Below are 14,849 nucleotides of genomic sequence, written 5' to 3' on the forward strand. Positions count from 1 at the left end.
CTCAAGAAACTGACTCAGCCGTGTTCGCGGCCTTCGATACCTGCCAAGACGTCCGTGATCCTGTCTCGGGCCGACGTGACCTCTTCGGTCGATCCTGCGATATACAGCCGTCCGGCTGCACCGATCATCTGCACGTCCACGAGAGTGATTCCCGGAGCTGCGCGTTCGGCCTCGTTGGCAGCCACCGTCGCGAACAGCGCCGGGGTCATTTCGTACACGAGCAGCGACTGCCCAGGCATTACCATGGATGCCTGTCTGTTCCGATTGATGATCACCGCATGCTGATCCGTGATGTCCTCGATCACGTCGTGGTAGAGCACCTTCGGTCGCAGCTGATCAGCTGCCTCGCTACCGGTGCCGTCCAAGATCGCCTGACCCGCACGTTCCACATCGGCAAGGTTGTTCGCATGAATCTCGAGAACTCCGAATTGCCTTTCCACGTATAGTATCCCGGGCTCGACGGAAGGAACCGCCCTCAGCGCGAGGTCCATCACACGTTCGATCGCCAGAGCTGGTGACACCTCGACGATGAGTGCGTAATCGTGCTCATACGGCGGGTACCCACGCGCGCGAGTGGGTGTACCCATGTACGCCGCAAACTGACGTTGCAGGTCATGCACCATCAGGTAGACACGGATATCCGTTGTTGATTGCACTTGTGCGGACACCGAGGTGCCTCCTCCTCAGACTTTGATCCTGCCAGGACATTTGATCCTGCTGGGCCTAACGGATGCGACCGAGCTACTTGGAGACCACCGAGAAGTGCGCACCTAGTTCGGCATGCGGACGCGGAATCACATGGACGCTCACCAATTCACCTATCTGAGAAGCTGTTTCAGCGCCGGCCTCCGTGGCGGCCTTCACCGCCCCCACTTCACCAGTGACGATGACCGCCACCAATCCGTCGCCGACCTCTTGCCGATCCGTGATGGTGACGTTTGCTGCCTTGACCATTGCATCGGCGGCCGCCAACGCTGCAACGAATCCCTTGGTCTCGATCATTCCGATTGCTGTGCTGGACATTTGTCGACTCCTTTATTGACGGTTCTGTCGCGAGGTACGCAGACAGGAGGATCACGATCCGGTCAGTGACCGGAGTTCGGGGGAACTTCGGGTGTGGCGTCTCGATCGATCGATCCGATGACGAGAGCGTCCACAGGTGGTGGTGTACCGGGAAACCAGTTGGATGCGACGGAGCCCTGCGCAACGAGGACGTGCTCGCCGACACCCGAGCCCAGTACATCGAACGCGATGAATCGGTCGCCCGACTCCAGAGCCTCGACGCGCAGAAGCGCGCCGTTCGGCAGTCCGTCGATGCGTCGTGACGACCAGACGTTTCCCGTGACAACTGCGGCAATCATCAGCGCTCCTTTTCGAATAAGACCCCGAGTGCGCGTGCCTTCTCGCGAGCCAGCGGGGTTATCACTGCTTTGCGCCCGAGAACAAGGCGCGCACCGGATTCTGCAAAGCGAGCTATATGCCGCTCGGTCACCACACCCTCGTCGATACGGTGAACTGCCGATGTTGGTCCCGCTGCCTTCGAGCCGGGGGCGAGTGTGAATTTCAATCGGCCGGCACGCAGGTCTTGCCGCGATTTCGGATTCTCGAACAATTCCAGCAGCTTGAACACGAAGGTCTGCAGTTCGGCGCTGGTGCTCAGCCGCACTGCTTCGGTCTTGTTTCGATGAGAGCCAGCCGTCGGACCAGTCGGCGCCGGAGTGAGCTGAGGTGAGGCGGGCTTGCTCGGGGTGGGTTTACTCGGAGCGAGTTTATTCGGGACCTCAGGTGCGACTTCCCGGATGATCTCTCGAATCATAGTTCGAAGCTCTTCGGGCGGAGGCAATTTCATCAGAATTCACCTCCCAGAGCACTCTGAGCTGCCTCGGCGGCCTGCCGCACATCTGCTTCACTACCAGATAGGTACACTCGACCAGTTGCACCCATCATGCGAAAGTCGACCACCTTGACGTCGGCTGCCTTTTCCGCCTCGTTCGTCGCCAGGATCGCATATGAGGCAGGCTGAACTTCCAGAACGAACAGCGAATCTCCAGCCAGCACCATCGATCCGATCTTGTTGCGATTGATCAGGAAGGCATGCTGCGGTTCGATACTGGAAATGATCTTCGAAGCGAGAATTGTCGGCGAGATCGCAGAAGATCTGGTCGCCTCGAGTGCGTCCAGCGCCGCGTCTGCGGCAGACGTCACCGCCCCTGTTTCACCGTGAAATTCCAAGTACCCGAATTGCCTTTCGACAACCAACACGCCAGCCTGCACATCAGCGTGTTTGAGGGCAACGTCGGTAATGCCTTCGATATCGAGTCCTGGCGCAACCTCGATAATCTGAGCGGCAGAATCGGCCCGAGGAAGCGTTCCACGAATGAAGGTACCCAGATAGGACATCGTCTGTGGTTGCAGCCTGTCAATGAAAATGAACGATCGAAGTTCAGCCATGGGTCACCTCTTGTTCAGTTGGGAGAGTTCTTCGACGACTATCCGACGGAGCTCTGCGCGGAGCCGATCCGCATCTGTCGACGAGCCTCGAACAGGCGAGTCAGCGCGGATTGTCCGCGGAACCGATTTCGGCACAGCCACTCCCGACCCGGGGGCAGCATTCGAGGCGATGGGGTAAACCGGCACGGCGCCGGCCGGCACCTGCCAGATTTCGACACCCGAAAGATTCGCCATGCGGACACTTTCGTCCGAGTTGTAGGCGACGCGAGCCCAGTTCAGTAGATGCTTCGGCTCGAGATTGTCACCGATCGAACTGCGCCCGGCGAATCCGGTACCGATCGTCATTGATGGAGCCAGATTCGTGTCGAGTCCCGCGCTACCCGTACTGTTTCCGACGTTCACCGAAATACGCAGCACCGGCACCAGCGCCGCATAGTTCATGATCGTGTGCGAATTCTCGCTGTGAATCGCCGCAGAATGACCGGCGCCGGCGATACGGACCACTGCCCGCGCAGCTCGTACACCTCGATCAGCGTCAGGAACCCGCACCATCCCGATCACCGGTGACAGTTTCTCGTGCGCCAGAACCTCTTCCGAGCGAACAACATCGAACGGAGCTACGAGCAGTCTGGTTTTCGCGGTCAGCCGCAGTCCGATCTTGTCCGCGATCCACACTGCATCCTTGCCGACGACGTCCGTGTTGAGGTGCCCCTCGGGAAACATGTACTCGCGCAGTCGATTCACATCGTCGACATCCAGCAAGTGAGCCCCCGCACGCTGCATCTCGCGCGTCAAGCCATCCGCAACTGAATCCTCGGCGATGAGTACGGATTCGTTGGTGCACAGAAGAGAATTGTCGAAAGCCTTGCTGTCGACGATTCGTTGTGCGGCCAAACGCACATCCGCAGTGGCGTCCACGAACACAGGGACATTGCCGGGACCCACTCCTAGAGCCGGATTGCCCGACGAGTAAGCCGCGCGGACAACGCTGGACCCACCCGTTGCCACGATGACGTCGGTTCGATCGTCCGACATCAGCGCTTCCATCAACGGAATCGTCGGCTCGTCGACCACCTGAATGATGCCGTCCGGTGCGCCCGCTGCCACCGCTGCAGCACTGAGCATGTGCGCCGCATCCGCACACGACAGCTTTGCCCTCGGATGTGGTGCAACCACGATGGCATTTCGGGTCAACATCGCGATCAATACTTTGAAGTACACCGACGAAACAGGATTGGTAGTAGGAGTGAGGGCAAGCACGACACCGGCAGGGCGTGGAATCTCGACTATCTTGTCGAGCTCGTCCACCCTGGGGCTGACAAAATCTTGCCCACGGTAGAACTCGAGGATTCCGCGTGAGCAGGCCTGATTCTTCCGAACCTTGTCTGCAACCACGCCCATCCCCGTCTCGCGAACCGCCCATTCGGCATAGTGCCCAGACGCTTCGTATGCCGCATCGGCTACCGCCTGCGCAATTCGACCCACAGAGTCGGCGTCGTAGGTGGCGAATGACTCGGCGGCCCAAACGGCGCGTTCGAGCATATGTCCGGCAAAAGCCGTACTCATCAGATTGCCCTCCGGTCAGAGTTGTGAACGTCGTCGCGTGCTCGTCCGACAGCAACTTCAACGCGATCGAGGACGTCTTCGCATAGCTCACGCGACATCAGAATGCCTGGTTTGAACTGCAGCACACGCGGATCCAATGTCGAAAAGATCGCCCATACCCCCAGTTCGTACAACTGGCGCATCACGAACTTCGCCCCTTCGGGGTGGTCGAATCGCAAACCGAGGATCACTCCGTTCTGACGAATCTCGGCGAACCACCCGGGGTATTGATCTTGAATTCTGCGAAGCCCGGCACCCATGAGTTCGGATATGTAATGCACCATCGATCTCACCTGTGGGCGGGTGGTGATCTCGAGTGTCTTGAGCGCTGCGACACAACCGAGTTCGGCGCCACCGAACGTCGAGATGTGGCCGAAACCATCCTGCTCGAGCCACTGCCCCGCCCGATCACTGAGCAGCACAGCCGCGATCGGATAGATACCGCCTGAAATTCCCTTACCGGTCACCATGATGTCGGGATCGATCCCGTGCTTGGTGATACCCCACAGTTCACCGGTACGCATCAGTCCTGTCTGCACCTCGTCTGCGATGTACAGAGCGTCGTACGCTTCTGTCATCGCTTTGACCGCTTCGAGGTAGCCCGGCTCCGGTAGTGGAAATCCGTACGTCGCCGGAATCGTTTCCATGATCACCGCCGCAACGTCACGGCCAGACAAGGCCTTGTCCATTGCATCCAGATCACCGAACGGCACTTGAATGAACTCGTCCGGTCGATCCGCGAGGAAGAGCTTCGCGAACCGATCGTCACCGGTGCCTACCGCAAGTCCGGTATGACCGTGATAAGCCTTCACGATCGATACGATCTTTCTCTTCTGCGTTGCATGCCGAGCACTTTTGAGCGCGATATCGATCGCCTCTCCACCTCCGGACGCGAACGCAACCTTCGTCAGACCTGCAGGAGCCGTCTGGACCAATGCTTCAGCGAGTGCGGTGCGCGCGACCGAGGGAAAGTGGTGGTTTCCGATGTCGAACAGCTCGAGTCCCTCGGCAACTGCCGCCACTACCTCCGGATTTCGATGCCCGAGGTTGTAGGTGCCGCCATTCAAATGAAGGTCGATGAGGCGGCGGCCCTCCATATCCCACAGCACGTAACCCTCGCGTCGGCCGATGACCAGATCGATGCCACTGTCGGTCCAGAACTGAGTCTTGTCGGGGTTCCAGTACCGTTTGGCCTTCTCCAGCACTTCGCTCTTGGAATCGAAGCTGAATGAGCCGTAGTCGTACATATCCCACCTGTCCTGACTCTGGCCCGATTCGTTCGGGCTTTCGACTCTCTGCGTACATGTAAATCATTAATGGTCCGACCAATAAAGTCAATGGCACGGGTGGGAAAATGTTGAATCTTCTGATCGTACGACTCAATAGTGCTGCACGCCATCGCTATTCGAACGTCAACCGGCCTTCTCGCAACGAGACATGCCCTCCATATCGCGATTGGTCATACCAAATGAAAATCAGTTGATCGAAGGTTCAGCTTCCGGTTCCGATTCGGGTGTGTCGTCCAAGACGATGCGTCCGATTCGGGCGTATCGCTCGGGAGCCCGGTACCTGTACCAAACGGCGACGAGCATTCCGAAAAGAAACAGTCCGCCCACGATGTACGGACTCAAGCGGAACAGCAGGGTATCCGCAGCAGCACCCGCCGCGAAACTGCGGTTCTCCCATAAGAGGTACACCACGTACAGCATTCCCAACCCGCCGAGGAGGGGAGCCAGAAGAGTTCGAAACCAGTTGGCCGTTTCCGGATGGTTCCTGGAAACATGGAAATAGCCGATGACTGCAAAAGCGCAGAGCGACTGAACAATCAGGATTGCCATCGTACCGAGAATCGCCAACAACCCGAATAGGTGGATGTACGGATCCATCCCGGCAACCGCGAAGGCGATCACAATCGCAGTGGCCATGACCGTCTGGACGAACGACGCGATGTGTGGCGACCCGTGCACGGGGTGGGTTCGACCAACGGAGCCTTCGGAACCGGGAATCAGACCCTCACGCCCCAGCGCATAGATATATCGAGATGCGCACTGATGGAAGGCCATTCCGCACGCGAATGACCCTGAAATGAGTAGTACCTCGAAGACACTAACGGCCCAGCCACCGACGAAATCACGTGTCGGACCGAAGAATATCTCACTGGAAGTCGAGGAATCCTGCGCCAGCTCGATGGCCCGGGCCGGACCGGTGCCGGCGATGGCCATCCAGGAAACGAATACGTAGAACAGTCCAATTCCCAGAACTGACAGGAGAATTGCGCGCGGAATGATTCGTTTGGGGTCGCGCGACTCCTCGCCATACATTGCAGTCGACTCGAAGCCTACCCACGACCAGAAGGCGAAGAACAGTCCGATACCTGCCACTGCACCGCCGACGCCTGCCGCAGGCTCGAATGCATTCACCGGGTTGATCGAAGACACTGCGAAGCCGTCCGGACCACCGCCGTGAACGAGCACTGCAACGGCCATCAGTCCCAACATCAAGATTTCTGTTACCAGAAAAGCTCCCAAAACCTTTGCAGCCAAATTGATATCAAAGTAGGAGAGGATCGCGTTGGCCGCGAGCATCACCAAAGCGAACACGATCCACGGAACGGATATGCCGGTGTACTTCTCCACCGTGCTGTGCGAGAAGAAGCTGAAGATGCCGACGAGGGATGCCTCGAACACCACGTACGCCATCGTGATGATCGTCCCCGAGGCCATCCCGAGTACCCGTCCCAGCCCATGACTGATGAATCCGTAAAAGGCCCCGGTTGCGGTGATATGGCGTGCCATCGCTGCATATCCGACTCCGAAGAGGCCAAGCACGATGGTCGCCACCAGGTACCCCGCCGGAGCGCCACTGCCGTTGCCGAAGCCGATAGCAATCGGAACGTTCCCGACCATGGCAGTAATCGGCGCAGCGGTCGCCACAGCCATGAAAACCACACCTGCGAGGCCGACTGAATTCTTCTTCAGACGTTGGACCGGCTGACCAGACTTGTTCTCACCGGCGGCGGCCGCACCGTCGGCCTCGGATACATCGGTCACGACGAAGGTCCTCTCAGTATTTGCCGAACAGATTCGACGACTCGAACTGCGACCTGCTGCCGCAGCGCACCTTGCGATCGACTGAGTGTGACACACCTAACATACCAAAACAAGACTTGTTTGAACCTTTTATATGGCTATGTACTGCGGTTATATCAATTGGATTGAATTTTGGTATGGCTGTTGGTTGAGGAAAATCAGTATTTGGTCCAACTTTCACAAGGCTCACCTGGAAGGGGCAACCGCTCGGCCCCCGCCAAGACGCAAGAAGCTCCGATCAACCGCCCACCATGCGATAAGCTGCCGAAACAGACCGCAGCGGCTCCAGCAGTGTGCGGGATTGGCGAATGGGTGATGGACGTGCCGCACTCCGGCGCCGGGGCGGGAGGCGATTCCGATGACGACTGGTATGGGCGGGCCGGTAGCCGAGCAGGTTCGCCGAAAGATACTGAGCGACATAAGTTCCGGGATTCTCAAACCCGGGGATCGTCTCCCGAGCGAGCGAGAACTGGCCGAGCACTTCCAAGTGAGCCGATCCACATTGCGGGGCGTTCTGACAGGTCTGTGCCAGGCAGGAATCACGCATCGCATACCAGGTCGGGCGGGAGGCACCTTCATCGCGCAGCGGAAATTCGAGCGCGACCTTGATCGAGTCGACGGGTTGCCGTCCTATCTCGCTAGACAGGGGATGACATCCGGTTCACAGGTACTGTCGGCTGTCCTACAAAACCCTGAACAGTCGATTCGAATCCGACTCGGCCTCGACGACGAAAGCTCACTGGCGTTCAGCATCCTCCGATTGCGATTTGCCGACGGAACTCCATTGTCGATAGAGCAGGCATGGCTCCCCGCTCAACGCTTCCCCGGGCTACTGGAGCGGCCATTGGGTGGCTCCGTCTACGAGCTTCTACGAAGTGAGTACGAAGTCGAGGTCGTGAGCAGCGAGGAAAGACTCGAAGTAGCCTCGGCGACACCGGAAGAGGCTCGATTGCTTTCCGTTCACACCGACGCGCCACTCATTTCGATTCAGCGAACCGCGCGGGACGCGGCCGGCGCAATCATCGAATGTTCGAACGACCTGTTCCGAGCCGACCGCACCCAGATCCTCGTTCGCTCGGCCGGTCACGGGATACGTGCCGAATCGGACAATCCTGATTCGGGGGTAGAACTCAACCTCATCTATTGAGCCAACCCCCGACCGAACCCTCGAGGCCGTACCCCTCAGGTACTAAAGCGGCATCAAGTTGTGCTTGCGCGGGTTCTTGAAGATCGTCTTGTCCTTGAGCAACTTCAGAGCCTTGCGGATTTCGAGACGCGTCTGCGAAGGCTCGATCACCGCGTCGATGTATCCGCGCTCAGCCGCGATGTACGGCGTCGCGACGAACTCGTTGTAGAAGTTGATCAACTGAGCACGCACCGCGGGTGCGTTCTCTCCCGCCTCGGCGAGCTGACGACGTCCCATGATGTTGACGGCACCCTCGGCACCCATCACGGCGATACGAGCGGTCGGCCACGCGAGGTTGATGTCGGCACCGAGCTGCTTGCAACCCATGACGGCATAACCGCCGCCGTACGCCTTACGAACCACCACAGTCACCTTCGGGACAGTGGCTTCGATGTACGCGAACAGGAAACGCCCGCCGCGCTTGATGACACCGACCTTTTCCTGATCGACGCCGGGAAGAAAGCCTGGTGTGTCGACGACAAAAACGAGCGGGATGCTGAAAGCGTCGCACAGGCGCACAAAATGGGCAGCCTTGTCGGAGCTGTCCGCATCGAGGGCGCCACTGAGGTACGTGGGCTGGTTGGCCACGACACCGACGGGCAGGCCGTCGACGCGGGAGAACCCGGTTATCACGTTGTGCGCGACCTGGGCTCCGATTTCATGGAAGGTTCCGTCGTCGAAGATCCGCAGAATGATGTCGTGCATGTCGTAGCCGGCATTGTCGGCATCCGGCATGAAGGCGTTGAGTTCGAGATCCGACTCGGTGATCTCGGGTTCGAGACCCGGGTTGATCAGCGGCGCCTTCTCCGTGCACGAGGACGGCATGAAGCTCAGGTACTCACGCACCCAGTCGAATGCAGCCTTCTCGTCGGGAGCGACGTGATGGATGTTTCCGTACTCCGCCTGCTTCCGCGCTCCGCCCAGATCCTCGAGGCTGACCTCTTCGCCGGTGACCGACTTGATGACGTCGGGTCCGGTGACGAACATGTACGACTCTTCGGTCGCGACCACGACGTCGGTGTTGATCGGTGCGTACACGGCACCGCCGGCGCACTTACCGAGGATGACCGAGATCTGTGGGCAGACGCCGGACAAGGGCTCCTGACGTGAACCCATGTTGGCGTACCAGGCCAATGAGGAAACGGCATCCTGGATTCGAGCTCCACCGGAATCGTTGATACCGACGACCGGGCAGCCCACCTTCAGTGCAAAATCGTTGACGGCTGCGACCTTACGGCCGAACATCTCTCCGGCGGCACCGCCGAACACAGTCTGATCGTGCGCGAACACGGCAACCGGACGCCCGTCGACAGTTCCGTGACCGGTCATGACGCCGTCGCTGTACGGGTTGTCCTCGCCCGCCATCTTCACCAGGGCGCCGACCTCGACGAAGCTACCGGGATCGAGCAACATGTCGATGCGCTGGCGCGGCGTACTGTGCCCTGCTGCATCGCGCTTCGCAATGGCCCGAGCCGAGCCGGGTTCCTTTGCCTTCTCCAACTTTTCGCGGAGTTCAGCGAGCTTCTCCGCGGTGGTTGTCGTCACTTCTGAACTCCGGTTTCCGCTGCTTTGGTCTGAGCTGTCTCGATCTGGGCCAGCTTGGTGGTGAGGTCTGCCGCAACCTTCGCGATGTACGGCTCGTCGACGATCTGCAGGTGGTCCCCGCCGATGTAGACGACCTCGAGGTTCTTCACGTAGTCACCCCAACCACCATCTGCCTTGCGGGTCTTGAATGCAGGCTCGAGCGTCATCAACTCGTCGTGGTACTTGTCGGCCATGTAGAGCACGACGTCGCCGTCGTAGCTGCTGAACTCGGCCGTCTGGATGGCGCGGTTGTCCAACCACGACGTCCGCTGATGCTCGATGATGCCGCCGGGAATCTTGGCGCCGCTCATCTTGATCATGTCCATCAAGATCTGGATCTGATCTTCGTCCGCTTCGGTGGAGGCCAGAACGTCAAGCGGCAGCGGAACATCCAGGTTGTAGGTGCGCTTGGCGAACTTGCCGTAGCGCTCCCAACGCTTGCGTCGTTCCGCCTCGGTGTCCGGCACGACCTCGCCGGCCATGACGGTGTCGAGAAGTCCGACCACACGCACGTCGGCGCCCTGCTCACGCAGCAACTTCGCGACCGCATACGACATCACGCCGCCGAACGACCAGCCACACAGTACGTACGGTCCGTCGCCCTGGATCTCACGCAGCAGCGGAACGTAAGCAGCAGCACGGGTTTCGATCGAGCCCTCGACCCGCTCGAACCCGTACATCGGCGTGCCGGCGGGCAGGCGCTTGAGCAAAGGCTCGTACGTCACCGTCGAACCACCGGCAGCATGGAAGACGAATACCGGTACGGCAGTGGAACCTTCGGGACGGGCACGCAGAGTGCGTACGAGTCCGTCGATCTTGCCGTCGTCCTCGAGGTACTGGCGCACGACGTCCGCGAGCTCTTCGATGGTGGTGGAATCGAGAACGTCGTCGAGAGTGATCTCGCCGCCCGCACGCTCGGAAAGCCGAGCAGCAAGCTTCTCGGCGACCTCGTCACCGACGATCGGCAGATCGTTGAAAATACCCTTGGCGGACTTCCCGGTGACGACGGCCCACGTCGCAAACGTCAAGCGCTCGGCCGCATCTCGCGGCGGAACATCGGAGCCGGCATCGTCGGCAGTTCCGGCTCGAGAAGGATCGGAAGGCGCAGCAGCAACCGGAGCAGTCGCCGGCAGTTCCACCGACTCCTCAGCGGGAGCAGCGTCCTCGTCAGCCGCATCGGCCGCCAACTTCTCGGCAGCCTGCTTGTCGGCCATCGCCTGAACCTCTTCGCGATTGTCGATCGCGTAGCGCAGGTACTTGTTGACCTCGTTGAGGCTCGCGTCCTTGACTGCCTGGAGCTGGAGCTGCGGAATGTCGAACTCGTACTCGACGCGGTTCTTGATACGCATCGCCATGAGCGAATCGAGACCCAGTTCGATGAGCGGAACCTCGGCCGGAAGATCTTCCGGCGAGTACCCCATCGACTCGGCCACAACGATCTTGAGGCGATCGTCGAGGCTCTGCGAACCGTTCGGATCCCACTTGTCTCCGGCGTCTTCGACGACCTCGGCCAGGGTTTCCATCGGCGCGCTGGTCTTGACCGGCGCGCTGACGACCAGCTCGGGCAGCGGCTCACCGGACGTGACGACGGCGTCGAACAGCAAACGGAACGTAGCGCCCTCACGAGCATGCACCTGCACCGACGCTCCACCCGGGTGCGGGTTGAGAGTTGTCGTCAGGGTCGCAGCGCCGGCCAGTTCACCGTGCGGAACGGCAGCGGTGAGAGCGACATCCGAGAGCACCTGTCCGGCAGCAGCGCTCACGAGCACAGCCAAATCGGTGACGGCGGATGCGTCGACCTCCCACACGTGGCGGCCGTCGGGCAGAGCGACGTGCGAACCGGGTACGCGAGCCGAACCGCCGGCACTGACGCGAATGTCGAGCCAGTACGGCTTACGCAGGAATGCAGTACGCGGAACCGAGGCGAAATCGCCTGCAGGAAGCAAGGACTCGAGGTTCACGGCATGGCCGTGCACGTACAGCTGTGCGAGAGCGGCAAGCACACCCGCGGACTCGTCTTCCTTACGCTTGAGCGTCTGGATGAGTTCCATGTCGTGCAGGCCCGAATCGAACGCGGTAGCCGCCACCGACATCAGCGTCACCGGGTTGGGTGCAAGCTCGACAAAAGTGGTGTGGCCGTGGGCAACTGCACCGCGTACCGCATTGGTGAAGTACACGCTGTGGCGAAGGCCCTTGACCCAGTACGCCTCTTGATGGATCGGCTCGTGACCGGGACGGTAGAAGGTGTCCTTGTCGACGGACGAGTAGACGCCGAGCTTCAACGTGGTCGGCTCGATACCGGCCAACTCCGCGGCAAGCTCGCCGAGCAGCGGATCCACCTGTGAAGTATGGCTGGCACCCTTGGTCTGCAGGACACGCGCCATCTTGCCGTCGGCCTCGGCGGCCGCGACGATCGCCTCGATGTCCGGCTGCGGTCCACCGATCACCGTGTGCGTCGGAGCTGCGTAAACGCAGACCTCGAGCTTGGGATACGTGGGCAGCAGCGCCTCGATCTCGGATGCGCTGTACTCGAGCAGTGCCATCAGACGGATGTCGTCACCGACGAGTGCGCCCTCGGCCTCACCCATCAGCCGTGAACGTGAACAGATCACGCGCACAGCGTCTTCCAGGTTCAGACCACCGGACACGTATGCGGCAGCGGCCTCACCCATCGAGTGCGGAACCACGGCTTCGGCTTCAGCGCCGTGGTGACGCAGCAATGCGGCCAGACCGACCTGGATGGTGAAGATTCCCACCTGTGCGGTCTCGACGTTGTACTCGATCGCATCGTCGAGGAACATCTCGACCATCGAGTAGCCGGCCTCGTCCTGGATCAGCGCATCGACCTCGTCGACGGCTGCCTTGAAAGCCGCGTTCTCCGTGTAGAGCTGCTTGGCCATCTTGCGGTGCTGCGAGCCGAAGCCCGAGAACACCCACACCGCGCCCTTGGGCGACGGCGAGTCGGCCGAGAAGACTCCTTGAGCCGGCTTGCCTGCGGCGACGGCGCGCAGCGAGCTGATGGCCTCGGACCGCGTCTTCGCCAGAACAGCGGCGCGCGAGCGTCCGTGGTTGCGACGCGCGAGTGTGCGGGCAACGTCGGCGAGGGGCGTCTTGCTTCCCTCTTCGGTTTCGAGCCAGTCGGCCAGATCTGCAGCTGCGCGGCGACGACGCGAAGGCAGCGCACCGGACACAGCCAGCACAACGGTGCTCTCGTCCTCTGCTGCCGGTTCGTCAACTACCGGGGCATCCACGACTGGTTCATCGACTGCCACGTCGGCGGGCACGTATTCCTTGACCACGACGTGCGCGTTGGTTCCGCCGAAACCGAAACCGGAAACACCGGCGACGGCCTTGCCGGTGTAACGCGGCCAGTCGGTGGCCTCGGGCGTCACCTGCAGGTGCGACTTCTCGAAGTCGATGTGCGGGTTCGGGCCCAGGTAGTTGATCGTCGCGGGAATCTTGTTTTCCTGCATCGCCAGAACGACCTTGATCAGGCCGGCGGCGCCCGCAGCTGCTTCCAGGTGCCCGAAGTTGGTCTTCGCACTACCGAGCAGAGCCGGCTTGTCGTCGTCACGGCCACGACCGACGACACGGCTGAGCGCGTCGGCCTCGATGGGATCACCGAGATCGGTACCCGTTCCGTGCGCCTCGATGTAGTCGACTGTGGTCGGCAAGATTCCGGCGTCGCGGTACGCGAAACGCAACACGTCGGCCTGGGCGTCAGGGTTGGGCGCGAGCAGACCGTTGGAACGGCCGTCCTGGTTGACCGCGGATCCGGCGATCACCGCGAGGATGGAATCGCCGTCACGCTCGGCGTCTTCGAGACGCTTGAGCACGACGAGTCCGCCACCCTCACTGCGAACGATGCCCTGAGCGTGTGCGGAAAATGCACGCAGTTTTCCGTCGGGAGCGAGCATCCCGGTCTGATCGAAACCGAGGGTTCCGGGAGGGGCCAGCAGCATGTTGACGCCACCGGCCAGCGCGATGTTGGAATCACCACTGCGCAGCGAACGCACAGCCTCGTGAACGGCAACCAGCGAAGACGAGCACGCGGTGTCCAGAGCGATGGACGGTCCACGGAAGTCGAAGAAGTACGAAACCCGGTTCGCGACGATGGCCGTCGACGTTCCGGTCAGTGCGTACGGGTGCGCCGTCGTCGGATCACTGACCGCGAGCAACTGGTAATCGTTGGCGGAACTGCCGATGAAAACACCGACCTGCTTGCCCTTGAGCCCGCTGGCCGGAATGCGCGCGTGCTCGAGCGCTTCCCACGCGAGTTCCAGGGCGAGGCGCTGCTGCGGATCGACGTTGACGACCTCGAGCGGAGACATCGCGAAGAACTCGGCGTCGAAGCCCTTGACGTCGTCGAGGTACCCGCCCTTGGTGTTGGCGTTCTCGACCGCGGCCTTGATGGCGGGATCCGACATGAACTCGGCCCAGCGGTCCTCGGGGAGGTCGCTGATGCCGTCGCGTCCGGCCGCCAGCATTTCCCACATGTCCGAAGGCGTGTGCCCGGCACCGGGGAATCGTGTGGACAGTCCGACGATGGCGATGTCGTGGGCGTCCGTCGTGGCGCCTGAGACGTAGTACGACGCGTCGACGGTCTCCTCCGGCGCCTCGGGCTCACCTTCGATGATCCGAGTAGCCAGCGAGGCGATGGTGGGGTGTTGGTAGACGATCGTGGCGGTCAGCGTGACACCGAGCAGATCCTCGATGTCTCCGCTCAGAGCAACTGCGTCCCGCGAGGCGAGTCCGAACTCGTCCAGCGGCCGGTCGTCCACAATCGTCGACACCGGCTGACCGGTCGCGTCGGCGATCCAGTTGCGAAGCCACTCACGCAACTGCGCGACACTCATCTCGCTCACAACGTCTTTGCTCTGCGCACCATCTTGTTCAACCATCAACTCACCAAGCCACCGATCATGAAGGGACTG

At 60.9% G+C, this 14,849-nt stretch carries 11 protein-coding genes; 1 reads left to right on the top strand and 10 read right to left on the bottom strand.

Annotated elements, in window-relative coordinates; genetic code table 11:
* Positions 1-14: 14 nt before the first annotated feature.
* From EEB12_RS14095 to EEB12_RS14130, 8 genes are all read right to left on the bottom strand, one after another.
* Entirely contained in the window at positions 15-623 is a 609-nt protein-coding gene (locus EEB12_RS14095) for a microcompartment protein (protein WP_050794046.1), read from the bottom strand.
* A 118-nt stretch (positions 624-741) separates the two neighbouring features.
* Positions 742-1,023, bottom strand: coding sequence for a BMC domain-containing protein (locus EEB12_RS14100; RefSeq protein WP_003943829.1), 282 nt, complete (start codon positions 1,021-1,023; stop codon positions 742-744).
* A 62-nt stretch (positions 1,024-1,085) separates the two neighbouring features.
* Entirely contained in the window at positions 1,086-1,361 is a 276-nt protein-coding gene (locus EEB12_RS14105) for a EutN/CcmL family microcompartment protein (protein ID WP_042950306.1), read from the bottom strand.
* A complete protein-coding gene (locus EEB12_RS14110) occupies positions 1,361-1,849 on the bottom strand; it encodes a hypothetical protein (protein WP_042950305.1) in 489 nt (162 codons plus the stop codon). The genes EEB12_RS14105 and EEB12_RS14110 overlap by 1 nt, the downstream gene beginning before the upstream one ends.
* Complete coding sequence (locus EEB12_RS14115) at positions 1,849-2,451, bottom strand: BMC domain-containing protein (RefSeq protein ID WP_003943811.1); 603 nt, start codon at positions 2,449-2,451, stop codon at positions 1,849-1,851. The genes EEB12_RS14110 and EEB12_RS14115 overlap by 1 nt, the downstream gene beginning before the upstream one ends.
* A 3-nt stretch (positions 2,452-2,454) precedes the next feature.
* On the bottom strand, positions 2,455-4,017 hold the full coding sequence (locus EEB12_RS14120) for an aldehyde dehydrogenase family protein (RefSeq protein ID WP_042950304.1): 1,563 nt from the start codon (positions 4,015-4,017) through the stop codon (positions 2,455-2,457).
* Complete coding sequence (locus EEB12_RS14125; RefSeq protein WP_003943881.1) at positions 4,017-5,303, bottom strand: aspartate aminotransferase family protein; 1,287 nt, start codon at positions 5,301-5,303, stop codon at positions 4,017-4,019. The genes EEB12_RS14120 and EEB12_RS14125 overlap by 1 nt, the downstream gene beginning before the upstream one ends.
* Positions 5,304-5,531: 228 nt before the next feature.
* A complete protein-coding gene (locus EEB12_RS14130) occupies positions 5,532-7,106 on the bottom strand; it encodes an APC family permease (protein WP_141487968.1) in 1,575 nt (524 codons plus the stop codon).
* A 397-nt stretch (positions 7,107-7,503) separates the two neighbouring features.
* On the opposite strand from EEB12_RS14130, the gene EEB12_RS14135 reads away from it, so the two are divergent.
* Entirely contained in the window at positions 7,504-8,292 is a 789-nt protein-coding gene (locus tag EEB12_RS14135; protein WP_134998596.1) for a GntR family transcriptional regulator, read from the top strand.
* Positions 8,293-8,334: 42 nt separating this feature from the next.
* On the opposite strand, the gene EEB12_RS14140 is transcribed toward EEB12_RS14135, so the two are convergent.
* Together EEB12_RS14140 and pks13 are read right to left on the bottom strand one after the other, a co-directional pair.
* A complete protein-coding gene (locus EEB12_RS14140) occupies positions 8,335-9,876 on the bottom strand; it encodes an acyl-CoA carboxylase subunit beta (protein WP_019746413.1) in 1,542 nt (513 codons plus the stop codon).
* Positions 9,873-14,816 carry a polyketide synthase Pks13 gene (gene pks13, locus EEB12_RS14145; RefSeq protein ID WP_141487969.1) on the bottom strand — a complete coding sequence of 1,648 codons (4,944 nt, stop codon included), beginning with the start codon at positions 14,814-14,816 and terminating at the stop codon, positions 9,873-9,875. Before pks13 ends, EEB12_RS14140 begins: the two co-directional genes overlap by 4 nt.
* Positions 14,817-14,849 lie beyond the last annotated feature (33 nt).

The sequence above is a fragment of the Rhodococcus sp. WS1 genome (assembly GCF_003797745.1).
Taxonomy (GTDB): domain Bacteria; phylum Actinomycetota; class Actinomycetes; order Mycobacteriales; family Mycobacteriaceae; genus Rhodococcus_F; species Rhodococcus_F erythropolis.

Bases quoted from the DNA above. Each gene is read 5' to 3' on its own strand.
- EEB12_RS14095 (WP_050794046.1), bottom strand. From the start codon at position 623: ATGGTGCATGACCTGCAACGTCAGTTTGCGGCGTACATGGGTACACCC.
- EEB12_RS14100 (WP_003943829.1), bottom strand. From the start codon at position 1,023: ATGTCCAGCACAGCAATCGGAATGATCGAGACCAAGGGATTCGTTGCA.
- EEB12_RS14105 (WP_042950306.1), bottom strand. From the start codon at position 1,361: ATGATTGCCGCAGTTGTCACGGGAAACGTCTGGTCGTCACGACGCATC.
- EEB12_RS14110 (WP_042950305.1), bottom strand. From the start codon at position 1,849: ATGAAATTGCCTCCGCCCGAAGAGCTTCGAACTATGATTCGAGAGATC.
- EEB12_RS14115 (WP_003943811.1), bottom strand. From the start codon at position 2,451: ATGGCTGAACTTCGATCGTTCATTTTCATTGACAGGCTGCAACCACAG.
- EEB12_RS14120 (WP_042950304.1), bottom strand. From the start codon at position 4,017: ATGAGTACGGCTTTTGCCGGACATATGCTCGAACGCGCCGTTTGGGCC.
- EEB12_RS14125 (WP_003943881.1), bottom strand. From the start codon at position 5,303: ATGTACGACTACGGCTCATTCAGCTTCGATTCCAAGAGCGAAGTGCTG.
- EEB12_RS14135 (WP_134998596.1), top strand. From the start codon at position 7,504: ATGACGACTGGTATGGGCGGGCCGGTAGCCGAGCAGGTTCGCCGAAAG.
- pks13 (WP_141487969.1), bottom strand. From the start codon at position 14,816: ATGGTTGAACAAGATGGTGCGCAGAGCAAAGACGTTGTGAGCGAGATG.